This window comes from Vibrio sp. Vf1514 (assembly GCF_052076135.1).
In the GTDB taxonomy this organism is placed as follows: Bacteria; Pseudomonadota; Gammaproteobacteria; order Enterobacterales; family Vibrionaceae; genus Vibrio; species Vibrio furnissii.
Genome location: NZ_CP197268.1, coordinates 185,268 through 200,030, shown reverse-complemented (window position 1 = coordinate 200,030; position 14,763 = coordinate 185,268). Strand labels below are relative to the sequence as shown.

14 protein-coding genes are annotated in these 14,763 nt (G+C 54.0%); 12 read left to right on the top strand and 2 right to left on the bottom strand.

The window, feature by feature from the left end; translation table 11 throughout:
* Positions 1-9 precede the first annotated feature (9 nt).
* From ACS18Q_RS15715 to ACS18Q_RS15700, 4 genes are all read left to right on the top strand, one after another.
* Positions 10-1,686, top strand: a complete 1,677-nt coding sequence (locus ACS18Q_RS15715; RefSeq protein WP_441257965.1) for a pseudouridine synthase — start codon at positions 10-12, stop codon at positions 1,684-1,686.
* Positions 1,687-1,822: 136 nt separating this feature from the next.
* The gene (locus tag ACS18Q_RS15710; protein ID WP_055464963.1) at positions 1,823-2,422 is read left to right on the top strand and encodes a TetR/AcrR family transcriptional regulator; all 600 of its coding nucleotides are present in this window, start codon (positions 1,823-1,825) and stop codon (positions 2,420-2,422) included.
* 89 nt (positions 2,423-2,511) lie between these two features.
* Positions 2,512-3,546, top strand: coding sequence for an NADP-dependent oxidoreductase (locus tag ACS18Q_RS15705; protein WP_206981134.1), 1,035 nt, complete (start codon positions 2,512-2,514; stop codon positions 3,544-3,546).
* A 10-nt stretch (positions 3,547-3,556) separates the two neighbouring features.
* Complete coding sequence (locus ACS18Q_RS15700; RefSeq protein WP_222735801.1) at positions 3,557-4,177, top strand: glutathione S-transferase family protein; 621 nt, start codon at positions 3,557-3,559, stop codon at positions 4,175-4,177.
* A 58-nt stretch (positions 4,178-4,235) separates the two neighbouring features.
* On the opposite strand, the gene ACS18Q_RS15695 is transcribed toward ACS18Q_RS15700, so the two are convergent.
* Positions 4,236-5,975: a SulP family inorganic anion transporter gene (locus tag ACS18Q_RS15695; RefSeq protein ID WP_014257985.1), complete on the bottom strand. Its 1,740-nt coding sequence runs from the start codon at positions 5,973-5,975 to the stop codon at positions 4,236-4,238.
* Positions 5,976-6,257: 282 nt separating this feature from the next.
* On the opposite strand from ACS18Q_RS15695, the gene ACS18Q_RS15690 reads away from it, so the two are divergent.
* Positions 6,258-6,914, top strand: coding sequence for an HAD family hydrolase (locus ACS18Q_RS15690; RefSeq protein ID WP_158141540.1), 657 nt, complete (start codon positions 6,258-6,260; stop codon positions 6,912-6,914).
* Positions 6,915-6,940: 26 nt separating this feature from the next.
* On the opposite strand, the gene ACS18Q_RS15685 is transcribed toward ACS18Q_RS15690, so the two are convergent.
* Positions 6,941-7,660 (bottom strand): UTRA domain-containing protein, encoded by a 720-nt coding sequence (locus ACS18Q_RS15685; RefSeq protein ID WP_014257984.1) that lies wholly within the window; start codon positions 7,658-7,660, stop codon positions 6,941-6,943.
* A gap of 211 nt (positions 7,661-7,871) precedes the next feature.
* On the opposite strand from ACS18Q_RS15685, the gene ACS18Q_RS15680 reads away from it, so the two are divergent.
* From ACS18Q_RS15680 to ACS18Q_RS15650, 7 genes are all read left to right on the top strand, one after another.
* Positions 7,872-8,924 (top strand): ABC transporter substrate-binding protein, encoded by a 1,053-nt coding sequence (locus ACS18Q_RS15680; RefSeq protein ID WP_004727210.1) that lies wholly within the window; start codon positions 7,872-7,874, stop codon positions 8,922-8,924.
* A 9-nt stretch (positions 8,925-8,933) separates the two neighbouring features.
* Positions 8,934-9,740, top strand: coding sequence for an alkaline phosphatase family protein (locus ACS18Q_RS15675; protein ID WP_158108336.1), 807 nt, complete (start codon positions 8,934-8,936; stop codon positions 9,738-9,740).
* The gene (locus ACS18Q_RS15670) at positions 9,740-10,639 is read left to right on the top strand and encodes an ABC transporter permease (protein WP_041943453.1); all 900 of its coding nucleotides are present in this window, start codon (positions 9,740-9,742) and stop codon (positions 10,637-10,639) included. The genes ACS18Q_RS15675 and ACS18Q_RS15670 overlap by 1 nt, the downstream gene beginning before the upstream one ends.
* On the top strand, positions 10,626-11,411 hold the full coding sequence (locus ACS18Q_RS15665; RefSeq protein ID WP_441257964.1) for an ABC transporter permease: 786 nt from the start codon (positions 10,626-10,628) through the stop codon (positions 11,409-11,411). Before ACS18Q_RS15670 ends, ACS18Q_RS15665 begins: the two co-directional genes overlap by 14 nt.
* The gene (locus ACS18Q_RS15660) at positions 11,408-12,427 is read left to right on the top strand and encodes an ABC transporter ATP-binding protein (RefSeq protein ID WP_441257963.1); all 1,020 of its coding nucleotides are present in this window, start codon (positions 11,408-11,410) and stop codon (positions 12,425-12,427) included. Before ACS18Q_RS15665 ends, ACS18Q_RS15660 begins: the two co-directional genes overlap by 4 nt.
* Complete coding sequence (locus tag ACS18Q_RS15655) at positions 12,428-13,087, top strand: HAD family hydrolase (RefSeq protein ID WP_238770466.1); 660 nt, start codon at positions 12,428-12,430, stop codon at positions 13,085-13,087.
* A 133-nt stretch (positions 13,088-13,220) separates the two neighbouring features.
* On the top strand, positions 13,221-14,753 hold the full coding sequence (locus ACS18Q_RS15650) for an EAL domain-containing protein (RefSeq protein ID WP_441257962.1): 1,533 nt from the start codon (positions 13,221-13,223) through the stop codon (positions 14,751-14,753).
* The last annotated feature ends 10 nt before the right edge of the window (positions 14,754-14,763 follow it).

Below are 14,763 nucleotides of genomic sequence, written 5' to 3'. Positions count from 1 at the left end.
TGTTTTGCTATGTCACACACCAACCGCTGCTTCACGCCTTTTCAGGCCGACGTTTCTGCCATCGCTTTGCCGGATCGTTTTACCTTTCCGTTTTGTTACGAGCCGCATCCTTTGTGTGTGATTGCCGCCGAGGAGCTACAGCACCACATCAGCACTCAACAAGCATGGTCGCACCCTTTTGGTCTCGACGGCGATGAAACCGGAGCGCACGGCAAAATGTTTGGCGTCTTGGTGGTCAAAAACCCAACGGGAGCACTCGGTTATCTCTCGGCGTTTTCTGGTCAGTTGGCCGAGCAAAATCACTTGCCGGGCTTTGTGCCGCCCGTGTTTGATCGCTTTGCTGACGACGCGTTCTTTCGCACCGAAGCCAACCAGATTGCGGCCATCAATCAGCAAGTACGCGAGCTGAAACAGAACACACAAGCCGATGAACTGCGCAGCCGCCTTACCGAGAGCCAACAGCAAGCGGACGCCGAGATAGAAGCGCTGCGCCTGCGCATGATTGACACGCGCGCTGAACGTAAACAGTTGCGTGCAGATGCCGACGCCCATTCGAACGACTCAACCCCCCTACTGGAACGTTTGGCCAAAGAGAGCGTGGCGGAGAAAAACCAGCTCAAGCAATTAAAGCTACAATGGGAGCAACGCATTCGCACCTTACAGGACGACTTAGCGGCGCAAAACGCCGAGCTGCACGCCTTGCAAGAGCAGCGCAAGCAGCTCTCGGCAGCACTGCAGAAAAAGCTGTTTGGCCAATATCGTTTCTTAAACCAGCGCGGTGAGGTGCAATCGTTGAATGATATTTTTTCGCTGGCCGCAAATCCAATTCCCCCCGCGGGTTCTGGCGAATGTGCAGCGCCGAAGCTACTGCAATATGCGTTTACGCATCAACTGACCCCAATTGCGATGGCGGAATTCTGGTGGGGACGCTCTCCCAAATCAGAGATTCGCCAACACAAGAAATTCTATCCGGCCTGCCAAAATAAGTGTCACCCGATCCTCGGTCACATGTTGAGTGGCATGGCGCTGGATGACAATCCGCTGCTGGACAATCCCGCCGAAGGTCAAGAGATCGAGATTGTGTATCAGGATGAAGCGATTGTGGTGATCAACAAACCGGCGGAGTTTCTTTCGGTGCCCGGCGTGAACGTCAAAGACTCAGCACTGACGCGATTAGAGCAGCAGTTTCCCGAGGTGGAAGGCCCGTTTGTGCTGCATCGTTTGGATATGTCGACTTCGGGGTTACTGGTCTTCGCACTCACACGTCGCGCCAATAAAAGCCTGCAGAAACAGTTTATTACTCGCGGTGTAGAGAAGCGTTATGTCGCGCTACTGAGTGGTGAAATCGCTCATGGTGAAGGCATTATTACCCTGCCGCTGCGTCCAGACTTAGACGATCGTCCGCGTCAAATGGTCTGTTTTGAGCACGGCAAAGCCGCCGAAACTTACTGGCAGACGATCGGCACCGAGCAAGGACGCACGCGCGTCTACCTCTCCCCTAAAACCGGCCGCACCCATCAGCTGCGCGTGCATTGCGCGCATGCGCAAGGCTTCAATACGCCGATTTTGGGCGACGATCTGTACGGCGAGAAAGCCAATCGCCTGCATCTACATGCAGAAAGCCTCAGTTTTGATCACCCCTACACCAAGCAGCGTATGACATTTCAGGTCGATCCCGATTTCTGATCTCAGCGCGAGCATCGTCGTTCGTGACGTGATCGCCCGCCTTTTTGCGCGGCGATTCCGCCACTGACACGACGCGCATCCTCATGCCAACAACCCACACTAGACGACTGGTCTAATTATCACTATATTTCACCTCATGAACGCAAAAACACACGATACACGGCAACATATTCTAGAAGTCGGTTACCAACTGGTGGTGAACCGAGGCTTTACCTGTGTCGGCTTGTCGGAGCTGCTGAAAAGCGCCGATGTGCCTAAGGGGTCGTTTTATCATTACTTCAAGTCCAAAGAGCAGTTTGGCGAGGCATTGATTGAGGCCTACTTTGCCCATTACCTCGACAAACTCGACGCCCTGTTCAACGGCAGTGGCGGGACTCACTATCAGAAATTGATGCGGTACTGGCATTTCTGGACAGAGCAAAACAGCTGCAACTGCTCCGCCGGAAAATGTCTGGTGGTCAAATTGGCAGGAGAAGTCGCCGATCTGTCTGAACCGATGCGTCTGGCACTGCTCAAAGGCACCAACGCCATCACGGCCCGCGTGGCCGAATGTATTGAGCAAGGGATCCAAACGGGTGAATTGCACGTACAAAACAGCCAGCTCACGTCCGAGTTACTCTACAATCTATGGATTGGGGCGAGCTTGCTGAACAAAATTCGCCAAGATGACGTCAGTCTACAGCAGGCGTTACTGGCCACCGAGCAATTGCTGAAAGGCAATCCGCTCAACGGATAAACACCATTCAAGACCGCTATCTCGATAGCGGATTTTTTGCAACGAACACTAGACGACTGGTCTAATTGAAACACAAAAGGAAACCAGAAATGACTGAACTGATGAACCAACGCATCGTGCTTGCTTCACGTCCGGTTGGCGCCCCAACAAAGCAGGACTTCCGCTTGGAAACCGTCACACAACCGCAGCCGGGTGAGGGTGAAGTATTGCTGCGCACCATTTATCTGTCACTGGATCCGTATATGCGCGGCCGCATGAGCGATGCCAAGTCTTACGCCGATCCCGTCGCGCTCAATGCCGTGATGGTTGGCGGCACCGTGTGTCAGGTCGAAGTGTCCCATCACCCTGATTTTGCCGTGGGTGAATGGGTATTGGCTTACACCGGCTGGCAACGCTACGCCATTTCCAACGGCGACGGCCTGTTAAAACTGGGCACTCAACCGACACACCCTTCGTTTGCGCTTGGCATCATGGGCATGCCCGGCTTTACCGCCTACATGGGGCTACTGGATATTGGCCAACCCAAAGCGGGAGAAACCATTGTGGTCGCGGCCGCCACAGGACCGGTCGGGGCGACCGTGGGGCAAATTGGTAAAATCAAAGGCTGTCGCGTGGTTGGCGTGGCGGGCGGCGAAGACAAATGTCGCCATGCGGTTGACGTGCTGGGCTTTGATGCCTGTATTGACCACAAAGCCGATGATTTCGCTGAGCAGTTGGCACAAGCTTGCCCGCAAGGCATTGATGTCTACTTTGAAAACGTGGGTGGCAAAGTGTTTGATGCAGTCATGCCGCTGCTCAACACCAAAGCACGTATTCCGTTGTGCGGCTTGGTGTCGCAATACAACGCTACTGCGTTGCCGGAAGGCCCCGATCGCCTGTCGAGCCTCATGGGCATGCTGCTGGTCAAACGCATCAAAATGCAGGGCTTTATTATTTTCGATGACTACGGCCATCGTTACAACGAGTTTGCCCAAGACATGAGCCAATGGTTGGCTGAGGGCAAAATGCAATACCGCGAGCAGATCGTACCAGGACTGGCGCAAGCGCCAACCGCGTTCATGGGTCTGCTGGAAGGGAAAAACTTCGGCAAGCTGGTGATCGAAGTCAACACACCGCTATCATAAGGAGCCCACAATGATCACATTACACCACCTGAACCAATCACGTTCCAAGCGCATCATCTGGTTGCTAGAAGAGCTGGGCGTCGACTATCAAGTTGTTCCCTATCAACGCGATGCCGTGACCTTTCTGGCACCACCAGAGCTCAAAGCGGTTCACCCGCTGGGCAAATCACCGGTGATTGAAATCGACGGACGCGTGATCGCCGAATCAGGCGCGATCACGGAATACCTGATTGAACGCTTTGCCGCGGAACGTCTGGCCCCCGCACGGGACAGCGCCGAGTACATCGACTACCTGCAATGGCTGCATTTTGCCGAAAGCTCAGGCATCCTGCCGCTGCTGCTCAAACTGTTCTTAGCCAAAGACGGGGCCAAAACGCAGTTTTTAGAAGGCTATGCCAACAGTGAAGCGGCAAAAGTCTTGGGCTATGTGAATGCGCAGCTCGAAGGCAAACGCTACTTGGTGGCCGACAAACTGACCGGCGCAGACATCATGATGTCGTTTATTGCCGAAGGTGTCCACGCCAGCGGCATGTTGGAGCATTTCCCTCACATCAAAACCTATTGGGCGGGCTTGGCAACGCTGCCGGGCTATCAAAAAGCCAATCATACGGAAGCGTCGCTCAGCGTTTGATGATGAAACCAGCGCGATGAAAAAAGCCTGCCAATCGGCAGGCTTTTGATGCTTGAACTTACGCCACTTCGGGCACCGGTTTGGGCAGCGCGTCGGCTTCCGGCTCTTTCTGAACCGGCGGCACTTGCCCCTCTTCCACCGCTTGTTGGTAACATCCACTGAGTTTGATCGCCAAATACATATCAGCACGCAGCACCAAACCGCCGTCGCCGACAGGCACACCGCTCAACTCACACCATTGACGCATGCTGCGCTTACGTCCGGCCAGAATTAAACGAATACCGCGTTTTTTCAGGATGTTCTGCACATCCGCCAACATCGCCATCACGCTCAAATCGAGGTGCGTAAAGCTCGCCACCGCATCAATCACCACACAGTCGACGCTGGAATCGCTGGTTTCCACCAATTCCAATAGACGACGCTTGAAGTACGGCGCATTGAAATAGGTCAGCGGCGAGTTAAAACGATACAGCATCAAGCCAGGAATTGGCGTGGCTTTGCCGGTGCCATCCACGGTGCGAATCGTCCCGTCTTTATCCAGCCCCAAGCGTTGATCGCTCGGTCGCATCACCACGCGTAAGAACTGGAACAATCCGAGCAACACCGCCAGCGTGATACCGGGGATCACGCCGACAATCAGCACGGCAATAAAGGTCACCGACGCCAGATAAAACGCATCTTTATCGCGCTTTCTCAGCCCCCACAACCCTTTGAGATCCAGCAGCGAGGTCGAGGCAATGATCAACACCACACCCAATGCAGCCGTTGGAATGTACTGCAGCGGACGATAAAGGAAGATCGCCACCAATCCGATCACCACTGCCGCAATCACCGAAACCAACTGCGATTTACCGCCATTGGCGTCGTTTACCGCGGTGCGGGAATCGGCCCCACTGATAGCAAAGCCTTGTGAAAATGCCGACGCTAAGTTGGCAATCCCCAGCGCTCGAAACTCTTTGTCCGCATCGATATCGTAGCCATTTTTGGCCGCAAAACTGCGCGCGGTCAGCATCATACTCACAAAGCTCACCATCGCTAAGTTGAGTGCAGGAACCACCAATTCACGGCTGATCCCGATGTCAAAGGTCGGGGTTTGAAACGCCGGTAAGCCGCCCTGAATCAGGCCAACCACGTTCACGCCTTGGCTATCCAATTGGGTCGCCCACACCAAGATGCCTGCCGAGATGATCGCCAGCATCGCCGCCGGCCACGACGGGCGAAAACGTTTGGAGGCAAAATAGACTGCCACCGTCAGCACACTGACCACCACGGTTTGCCAATGCACATCAAATAAGCGCTGCGGCGCTTCCGCCAAACGTTCCAACAAGTAGCTCTGCTCGTACTTCACGCCGAACACTTTACTCAACTGCCCCACGATGATGGTCAACGCCACCCCGTTGAGCAGCCCCATCAGGATCGGACGCGAAAGAAAATCCGCCAAAATACCGAGACGAAACTTACTGGCGAGAATACACCAGATGCCCATCATCGCGGTCATGGTCATGACCAGTTGCCAATGCTTGGTTGGGTCGCCCGCGGCCAACGGTGCCACCACCGCCGCAACCACCGCACAGGTCGCAGCATCGGGGCCGACAATCAACTGGCGCGAGGTACCAAACAGCGCGTACACCAGCATCGGTGCCACACACGAATACAACCCGACAATCGCCGATACCCCGGTCAATTGCGCATACGCAATCGCCACGGGCAGGGCCACTGCCACCACAGAAAATGCCGCTCGCACGTCATCGACCAGCCAAGCGCGCTCATAGTGTTTAAACTGATACAATCCCGGCATCCACTGCCGAATCCACGCCGATTTCAACTTCACATCACCTCTAACTCATGTTTTGCGCCTGCAAAACGACTCACTTAAGCATAACTCAAGAACCGCAAACTCTCGCTGCTAATTTGCTGATTTTACAAAGGATTGATTTTCGCTCAGCGAATGAGCACAGTCGTGCATTTTTACCATGTTGGCCACGTGAGAAAAGTGACGTCAAACAAGAAAAAAGTCGCCGCACCCCTGCGCTTTGTGTGACAATGATCCGCTAATTCGCCCCTCAACGATATGAACCCCATGAACTTCCAAGCTGCTATTTTCGACATGGATGGGCTGCTGCTCGACACCGAGCGCGTCTGTATAGAAATTTTTGAACAAGCCTGCCAAGCGGTCGGCGTACCGTTTTTACGTGATTTATATTTGTCGGTGATTGGTCGCAATGCCGCCGGGATTGAAGCCACGCTGCGCGCGGGATACGGGCCGGATCTCGATTACATGCAACTGCACAATGAGTGGCGCACTCGCTATAACGCCGTGGTGAAACATCAAGCGATTCCCGTCAAACAAGGCGTGATTGAATTGCTTGAATGGCTCAAAGCGGAGCACATTCCAACCGCTGTGGCGACCTCTACTCAGCGGGATGTGGCGAGCATTAAGCTGCGCCTTTCGGGGCTGGATCGCTATTTCGATTCCGTGGCGACCGGTTGCGAAGTCAGCCAAGGCAAACCGCACCCAGAAATCTATTTGCTGGCGGCCAGTCGCCTCGACGTTGCACCAGCGCAGTGTCTGGCATTTGAAGATTCTAACAATGGCGTGCGCTCGGCAGTCGCCGCGAAGATGATTGCTTATCAAATTCCGGATTTGGTCATGCCCAGTGACGACGTGGTGGCCTTGGGTCATCGCATTCGCCCAACCCTCAGCGACGTGCTAGAGGAGCTAAAAGCGAGTCGTTAACTTGCCTTGGCGATGTGTGGCGATGTTCAGTCGCCACAACTGTCGATGGTGATCACCACCGAATCGGGTCGCCAATATTCAAATTCACAATCCATGATCGCCCCATCCTGTTTGTAATTCACTCGGCAAATTTTCAGCACCGGCTGTCCCGTGGCAAGATTGAGCGCTTTCGCCACATGTGATGGCGCGGCGGTCGGAATGACGTCAAAACGCGAACGCTGAGTGCGGTAACCATATTTTTCCGCGTATAGACCAGTCAAAGACCCGTGCAGATTCTCCTGCAAAATGTTGGGAAACAGACGCGCAATCAGGCAGTTTTCGACAAACAACACCGCGCGCCCGTCGATGTAGCGCAAGCGCTCGATAATATGAATCGGCGTAATGCGTTCGATCTGCATCGCTTTGGCATACTCGCGCGAGGCCATCACACTGCGCACATTGAGCACTTTGGTTTCCGCGATGCGGTCTTGCTCGCGCACCATCTGATGAAAATGTGAACGCGACAACGGGTTGTAACGCACCCGTTCTGGCGATACAAACCAACCGCGGCGCTCTTCTCGATAAATCAGCCCTTCGGTTTCGAGCGACACCAACGCGTCCTTGATGGTAATGCGCGTCGTTTCGAACAGCTCACTCAATTCACGCTCCGACGGCAATTTTTGCCGGTCGTTCATGATGCCGCCGCAAATCTGCTCGCGCAGGGTGGATTTTATTTTTCCCAGTTGGGTCGTCGCCTGTAGCTTCATCCTGATCTAGTCCAATACGGTCTCTCTTTTTTCAGACTAATCAACGCACATAACAAATTTATTACAGCTAACCCGCTGTTAATCAAAGACAACTGAAACATAACTGCCATAAAACTAACGAAAAAGCGTCATCTGGATGCATCCAAAACGTCACATTCGCTGCCTAGGATAAAAATCAAACTTACTGACCTAGTCCAGAAGGATGGAGACCATGAAAACGTTACTGACCAGTGCAACGCTGCTTGCGACCACGCTCGCAATGCCCGCTTTCGCCCAAGACGGCGATATTCAATCGCTGATCGACGCGGCCAAAAAAGAAGGCGCTGTTTACAGCGTCGGCATGCCGGGAAGTTGGGCAAACTGGAAAGACACTTGGAATGACTTGAACACCCATTACGGCCTGACCCATCAGGACACCGACATGAGTTCAGCGCAGGAAATTGCCAAGTTCGAAGCGGAAAAGAAAAACGCGACCGCCGATATCGGTGATGTGGGCTTTGCGTTTGCCCGCGTTGCGGTCAAAAAGGGCGTCACTCAGCCGTATAAACCGACCACGTGGAGCGACATTCCCAACTGGGCCAAAGATAAAGATGGCCACTGGGCACTCGCTTATACCGGCACAATTGCGTTTATCACCAACAACAATTTGGTCAAGCAAGCGCCAACCTCTTGGGCAGATCTGCTCAACGGCCAATACAAAGTGACCGTAGGTGATGTCGGTGTCGCGGCTCAGGCCAACAACGCGGTACTCGCGGCAGCATTTGCCAACGGCGGTGATGAAAGCAACCTGAAACCAGCGCTGGATTTCTTCTCGAAACTGGCTAAACAAGGCCGCCTGTCGTTCACCGACCCAAGCCTTGCCAATCTAGAAAAAGGCGAAGTGGAAGTCGCGATCATGTGGGACTTTAACGCGCTGAACTACCGCGACCAAATTGATCGCAGCCGCTTTACGGTCACCATTCCGCAAGACGGTTCGGTGATTTCGGGCTACACCACCCTCATCAATAAATATGCGAAGAATCCGAATGCGGCCAAGCTGGCGCGTGAGTACATCTTCAGTGACCAAGGCCAAATCAACCTAGCACAAGGTTACGCACGTCCGATTCGCAGCAACATTGAGCTGCCAGAATCAGTCAAAGCGAAACTGCTGGCCAACGATCAGTACCAGAATGTTCACCCGGTCACGGACTTCAATGCCTGGGAAAAATCCGCCCGTAAACTGCCGCGTCAGTGGCAAGAAAACGTCCTCATCCACCAGCAGTAAGAGGTGACCATGAACAATAAGGTGATCCTTGTTGTGCTTGATGGACTCAATTATCAGGTAGCCCGTGATTGCATGGGCTACCTCAACGGTTTAATTGAGCAGCAAAGCGCCACACTTTACTCCCTACAATGTGAACTGCCGTCGATGTCACGCCCACTCTACGAGTGTTTGCTGACCGGGGTTCGTCCGGTCGACAGCGGCATCGTCAACAACCAGATTGTGCGCCTGTCGCATTTCGACTCGATTTTCAGCCTCGCCAAATCGCAGGGCAAAACCACCGCCGCGGCCGCGTATCACTGGGTCAGTGAATTGTATAACCGCGCGCCTTTTGATGCCGTGCGTGACCGTTTTACTCATGATGAATCGCTCAACATTCAGCACGGCTGCTTTTACCACTGGGACCATTATCCCGATGAAGCGCTATTTCTCGATGCCGAGCATCTGCGCCTGTCTCATCAGCCGGACTTTTTGCTGATTCATCCGATGAACATCGATGATGCTGGACACAAATTTGGCCTCGATTCACGTCAGTATCGCAACAGCGCCCGCCATGCCGACGTGATTCTCGCCAACTATCTGCAAGGCTGGATAGATGATGGCTATCAGGTGATGGTGACCAGCGATCACGGCATGAACAACGACCTGTCACACGGCGGAATTCTGGCTGAAGAGCGTCAGGTACCGCTGTTTGTCATCGGCGAACACTTTTCCCATCACGCCGACGCCACCCTCGCACAAACGGAGATTTGCGGCACGGTGTGTGAATTGCTGCGCCTTGAACACGACAAGCCCGTGGCCCAGCAGGTATTAGCATGATGAGCAGTTCCACCCTCTCTTCACGCGCGGCTAGTCATGGCGCCAGCAGAGCATCGCAGCCGCGTCACGCCTGGCAGCGTTTTAAGCCGCTGGCGTGGCTCTCGCCATTCGCGCTGTTTTTCTATCTGTTTCAACTGGCGCCGATGGTCTGGGTTGGCGTCAACAGCTTTCAGGTCGACGATGACTGGTCGCTGGACAATTACCGCGAAATCCTCGATTCCGGCTTTATTCAACAAGGTTTTGGCAACAGTCTATGGCTCTCAGTCTGGTCAAGTCTGGTCGGACTGGCGATTGCGGCGCTGCTGGTCAGTTCGCTGCGCCGCGTCAGTGGCCGTCTGCGCGATGCAGTGATCGCCTTTACCAACATGAGCAGTAACTTCGCGGGTGTCCCGCTGGCGTTTGCCTTCATCATCATTCTCGGCACCAACGGCGCACTGACGTTGCTGCTCAAACAATACGGCCTGATTGACGATTTCAACCTGTACGGCAAATCCGGGCTGATGGCGATTTACATCTATTTTCAGATCCCGCTGGCGGTGTTGCTCCTCTACCCAGCCTTTGATGCGTTGAGCGACGACTGGCAAGCCGCCGCCGCGCTGCTGGGCGCCAAAACCTGGCAATATTGGGTCAAAATCGCGCTGCCTGTGCTGTCTCCGGCACTACTGGGCACCTTTATTATTCTCATCGCCAACGCCATGGGCGCTTACGCCAGTGTGTATGCACTCACTTCCGGCAACTACAACGTGATCACCGTGCGCATTGCCAGCCTGGTGTCAGGCGATCTGTTTTTGGAACCGAATCTTGCGGCCGCAATTTCAGTGGTGTTGATGGCACTGCTGGCGTTCATCACGCTGATCAACCAATGGCTGATTGCAAGGAGTTACCATGCAACACGCTAACCACAGCCTCTATCATAAAACCGTGGTGTACGGCATCGTCGGCATCATGTTGGTACCGATTATCGCTACGCTAGTGTACTCGCTCTCCTCTCGCTGGGGCGCAACCATTCTGCCAGACGGCTTTACCCTCGACTGGTATCTCAAACTGCTCAGCGATGCCCGCTTTATCGAAGCCTTCGGACGCTCACTGTTGGTGTGCGTGGCCGCGTTAGCGCTCAGCACGCTGCTGATCTTGCCGGCGATTTTTGTGGTGTTTTACTACTTTCCGAAGCTGGACCGCGTGATGAACCTGCTGATCTTGCTGCCGTTCGCCGTCCCGCCCGTGGTCTCTTCAGTGGGCCTGTTGCAGCTCTACGCCGACAGCGCCGTGCCAATTGTCGGCACACCGTGGATTCTGATTGGCACCTACTTCACCATCGCGCTACCGTTTATGTACCGCGCGCTGGCCAACAGTTTTTCGGCGATTAACCTGCGCGATTTGATGGACGCGGCACACCTGCTCGGTGCGAGCACGACCCAAGCCTTTCTGCAAATCGTGTTACCCAATGTACGCAAAGGTCTGATGGCGTCACTGTTTCTGTCGTTTTCATTCCTGCTGGGCGAATTTGTGTTTGCCAATATTCTGGTTGGCACACGCTATGAAACGCTGCAAATTTATCTCTATAACATGCGCCAGACCAGCGGCCACTTCACGTCCGCGTTAGTGATGACTTACTTCCTGTTTATCTTTTTCTGTACTTGGCTAGCAAGCCGATTGGGAGCAAAACCATGAGTGACGTTTCTGTTCAGCAACTCACCAAACGCTTTGGCAACAACACCGTATTTGAATCAATTCAGTTCGACATTCAACAAGGCGAATTCATTACCCTACTCGGCCCAAGTGGCTGTGGAAAATCGACTCTACTACGCAGCCTGGCCGGCCTCAATCCGGTCGACAGCGGCTCGATTTTCGTCGGCGGCGAAGAGATCACCCACGCCGCACCGCAAAAGCGCGGCATTGGCATGGTGTTCCAATCCTATGCGCTGTTTCCGAATATGACTGTGGCGGGCAACATCGGCTTTGGCCTCAAAATGCAAGGATGCGATAAAGCCACCATGGCCCGTGAAGTTGCTCAAGTGATTGAGCTGGTCGCCTTGCAAGGCAAAGAAGAGTGCTATCCGCACCAGCTCTCCGGCGGCCAGCGTCAGCGCGTCGCCCTGGCGCGCGCGTTGGTGGTGAAACCGCGGATTTTACTGCTCGATGAACCCTTGTCCGCGCTGGATGCCAAAATCCGCAAACACCTGCGCCAGCAGATTCGTGACATTCAGAAAGAGCTCAACCTGACCACGATTTTCGTCACCCACGATCAAGAAGAAGCGATGACGATGTCGGATCGCATCTTTCTGATGCATCAGGGAAAAATTGTCCAGCAAGGCTCGCCGGAGTCGATTTATACTCAACCGGCGAACGAGTTTGTCGCCGGCTTTATGGGTCACTACAATCTGGTCGATGCCGCGCAGGCGAAAACGCTATTGAATCTGGACACGCCGTGGAAAGTCGCGATTCGTCCCGAGTCGATTTATGTCGCCGAGCAAGGCCGTCACTATGGCGCGCACATCTCAGCGCCGCAGCGCGCGGTGATCAAAAGTCATCAGTTGCTGGGGAACGTGATTCGTTATCATGTGACTGTAGATACGTGCGAACTGACGGTCGATACCCTGAACCGCTCCTCCGAGCGTCTGTTGCCCAGCGGCAGTGCGCTGGAGCTACGTTTTAATCTGAATGAAATTCAACCTGTGAGTGCCTAAATGTCTCAACCTCTGTACGTCTTTGATATGGACGACACCTTAATTGACGGCGATTGCGCCATGATCTGGAACGAATTTCTGGTCGACCAAGGCATTGCCACCGACCCAGATTTTCTCGCGCAGGATCGCCACCTGATGTCGCTGTATGCACGCGGCGAAATGGACATGGAAGATTATCTAGATTACGTCATGCAGCCGCTATTTGCGCTGCCAGTCGAACAAGTGCACGCGCTGGTCGAAGCGTGCGTCGACAGTCGCATTCTGCCGCGCCTGTTTCCTCAGGCCAAGGTGCTGATTGAGCAGCTAAGTGCTGACGGCATCCCGATGCTGATCATCTCCGCTTCCGTCAGTTTTCTGGTTGAAGCCGTGGCACGCAAAATTGGCGTCGAGCATGCGTTGGGGATTGATATGGCGGTGCGTGATGGCCGCTACACCAGCGAGATAGTCGGCGTACCGAGTTATCGTGAAGGCAAAGTCACGCGCCTTGAAAACTGGCTGCTGACTCATCCCGAGCTCGTGGGTAAACTGCATTTTTTCACCGATTCGATTAACGACCTGCCGCTGTGCCTACATGCAGATTTCGCTTATCTGGTGAATCCCTGTGAACGCCTCGCGCAGCATGCGCATCAGCCCCACTGGCAAGTGTTGCGCTGGGGTTAATGCCGCCACCTCAATGTTACGGCATCCGTGACATTGAGGTAAAAGCCGCCCATTTCTCTGTCATAAATCTCACCTATGCATCTTCTTGAGTGCTAAAGTGGAGAGCATTCCACACGCATGGGTGAGATTTTGCATGCTGCGCACGCCAAAGAAAATCGTGATCGTCCTCATTTTACTGCCAGTGATGATGTTTTCATTGCTGCTGCCCCTGCTCGAACGTCAATATTCCCTGTTTCTGCTCAACCATAAAATGGACGAAGTCAGTCGCTATCTGGCCGAACGCGGGCGTGTGCTCAATCACATGATGATCGAACAAGCAGACCAACTGCAATTTGATTGCAGCGAGGACGACATGTACCTGATGCGTGCGCCGAAATATTACAATCATTATGTGCGCCTGATTGGCGTCATCACAGCAAACGGCAAAAGCTGTTCGACCGTGGGCGTGTCTCTGGTTGCCGATGAGCTCGAAGGCGTACGCATTCCCGCCACGGGATTTTACATGGCCACCACGCCCGCCTACGAACACAGTGAGAGCGAACTGCTGGTGATGTACAAAAAAGGCGGCAACCTCATCTACTGGGTGTTGTATGGCGGCTGGGGACGCGAGCTCTTAAAAACGCCTTGTGACGATTGTTTTTATATGACGTTTCGTTTTATGGACTCGGCATTTGAACACATGCGCATTGAGCGCGGCGATCCCGCCATCGCCACGCAATCCAACCGCATCATCGCGACCATGAGCAATCACGATACCCAACTGAACAGTGAAATGACGCTGTCGGCCGCCGAGCAACTGCACGCGTATGTGCGTCATCGTTTGGTCATGTGGGGGCTGCCGCTGTCGCTGCTGGCTGGGCTGGTCATGGGGTTTGGTTACTTCATGGTGCGCCATTACCGCAACTCGATTGAAGGGCTGATTGAGATGGCGATTCGGGATGACGAATTCGTGCCGTTTTACCAACCGGTGGTTGACAGCCGCACAGGGCACATCGTGGGGTTTGAAGTGTTGCTGCGCTGGCAGCGCGGCCATGAATGGATTGCGCCGAGCCAGTTTATTCATGTTGCCGAAAGCTCTGGGCTGATCATGAAAATTACCCAACAGCTGATCCAACAGGTGGTGGAGGACATCCCCAAATTGCAGCCTGAGCAGTGGGTGAGCATCAATCTGGTCGCTGAACACGTGGAAACCGTCGCCCTGCACGACACGTTGAACGCACTGAACTGGCCGTATGCCCATCAGATTCAATTTGAAATCACCGAACGTGAGCCCATCAAAAATCTGCTGATGGCAGACGACATGATTCAGCGTCTGATTCAACGCGGTTACCACTTTAAGATCGACGATTTCGGCACGGGCTACGGCGGGTTTTCCTACCTGCAACAGTTGCAAATCGACAGCATCAAAATCGACAAGATGTTCATCGATACGATTGACACCACCGACATCAAACGCAACATCCTTGAATCCATTATCGCCTCAGCCCACAAAGCCAACGTCGAGGTGATTGCCGAAGGCGTGGAAACCACCAGCCAAGTGGCCTATTTAGCCAAGCGGGGCGTCTATCTGATTCAAGGGTTTGTCTATTATCGACCGATGCCGATTGCGCAAGTGTTGCACTACATTCAGCGCCCTGAGTCCGCAGCCCCTGAACGTTCGGCATAAAAAAACCGGC

Bases quoted from the DNA above. Each gene is read 5' to 3' on its own strand.
- ACS18Q_RS15710 (WP_055464963.1), top strand. From the start codon at position 1,823: ATGAACGCAAAAACACACGATACACGGCAACATATTCTAGAAGTCGGT.
- ACS18Q_RS15670 (WP_041943453.1), top strand. From the start codon at position 9,740: ATGAGCAGTTCCACCCTCTCTTCACGCGCGGCTAGTCATGGCGCCAGC.
- ACS18Q_RS15685 (WP_014257984.1), bottom strand. From the start codon at position 7,660: ATGAAGCTACAGGCGACGACCCAACTGGGAAAAATAAAATCCACCCTG.
- ACS18Q_RS15705 (WP_206981134.1), top strand. From the start codon at position 2,512: ATGACTGAACTGATGAACCAACGCATCGTGCTTGCTTCACGTCCGGTT.
- ACS18Q_RS15660 (WP_441257963.1), top strand. From the start codon at position 11,408: ATGAGTGACGTTTCTGTTCAGCAACTCACCAAACGCTTTGGCAACAAC.
- ACS18Q_RS15655 (WP_238770466.1), top strand. From the start codon at position 12,428: ATGTCTCAACCTCTGTACGTCTTTGATATGGACGACACCTTAATTGAC.
- ACS18Q_RS15695 (WP_014257985.1), bottom strand. From the start codon at position 5,975: ATGCCGGGATTGTATCAGTTTAAACACTATGAGCGCGCTTGGCTGGTC.
- ACS18Q_RS15665 (WP_441257964.1), top strand. From the start codon at position 10,626: ATGCAACACGCTAACCACAGCCTCTATCATAAAACCGTGGTGTACGGC.
- ACS18Q_RS15680 (WP_004727210.1), top strand. From the start codon at position 7,872: ATGAAAACGTTACTGACCAGTGCAACGCTGCTTGCGACCACGCTCGCA.
- ACS18Q_RS15690 (WP_158141540.1), top strand. From the start codon at position 6,258: ATGAACTTCCAAGCTGCTATTTTCGACATGGATGGGCTGCTGCTCGAC.
- ACS18Q_RS15700 (WP_222735801.1), top strand. From the start codon at position 3,557: ATGATCACATTACACCACCTGAACCAATCACGTTCCAAGCGCATCATC.
- ACS18Q_RS15715 (WP_441257965.1), top strand. From the start codon at position 10: ATGTCACACACCAACCGCTGCTTCACGCCTTTTCAGGCCGACGTTTCT.
- ACS18Q_RS15650 (WP_441257962.1), top strand. From the start codon at position 13,221: ATGCTGCGCACGCCAAAGAAAATCGTGATCGTCCTCATTTTACTGCCA.
- ACS18Q_RS15675 (WP_158108336.1), top strand. From the start codon at position 8,934: ATGAACAATAAGGTGATCCTTGTTGTGCTTGATGGACTCAATTATCAG.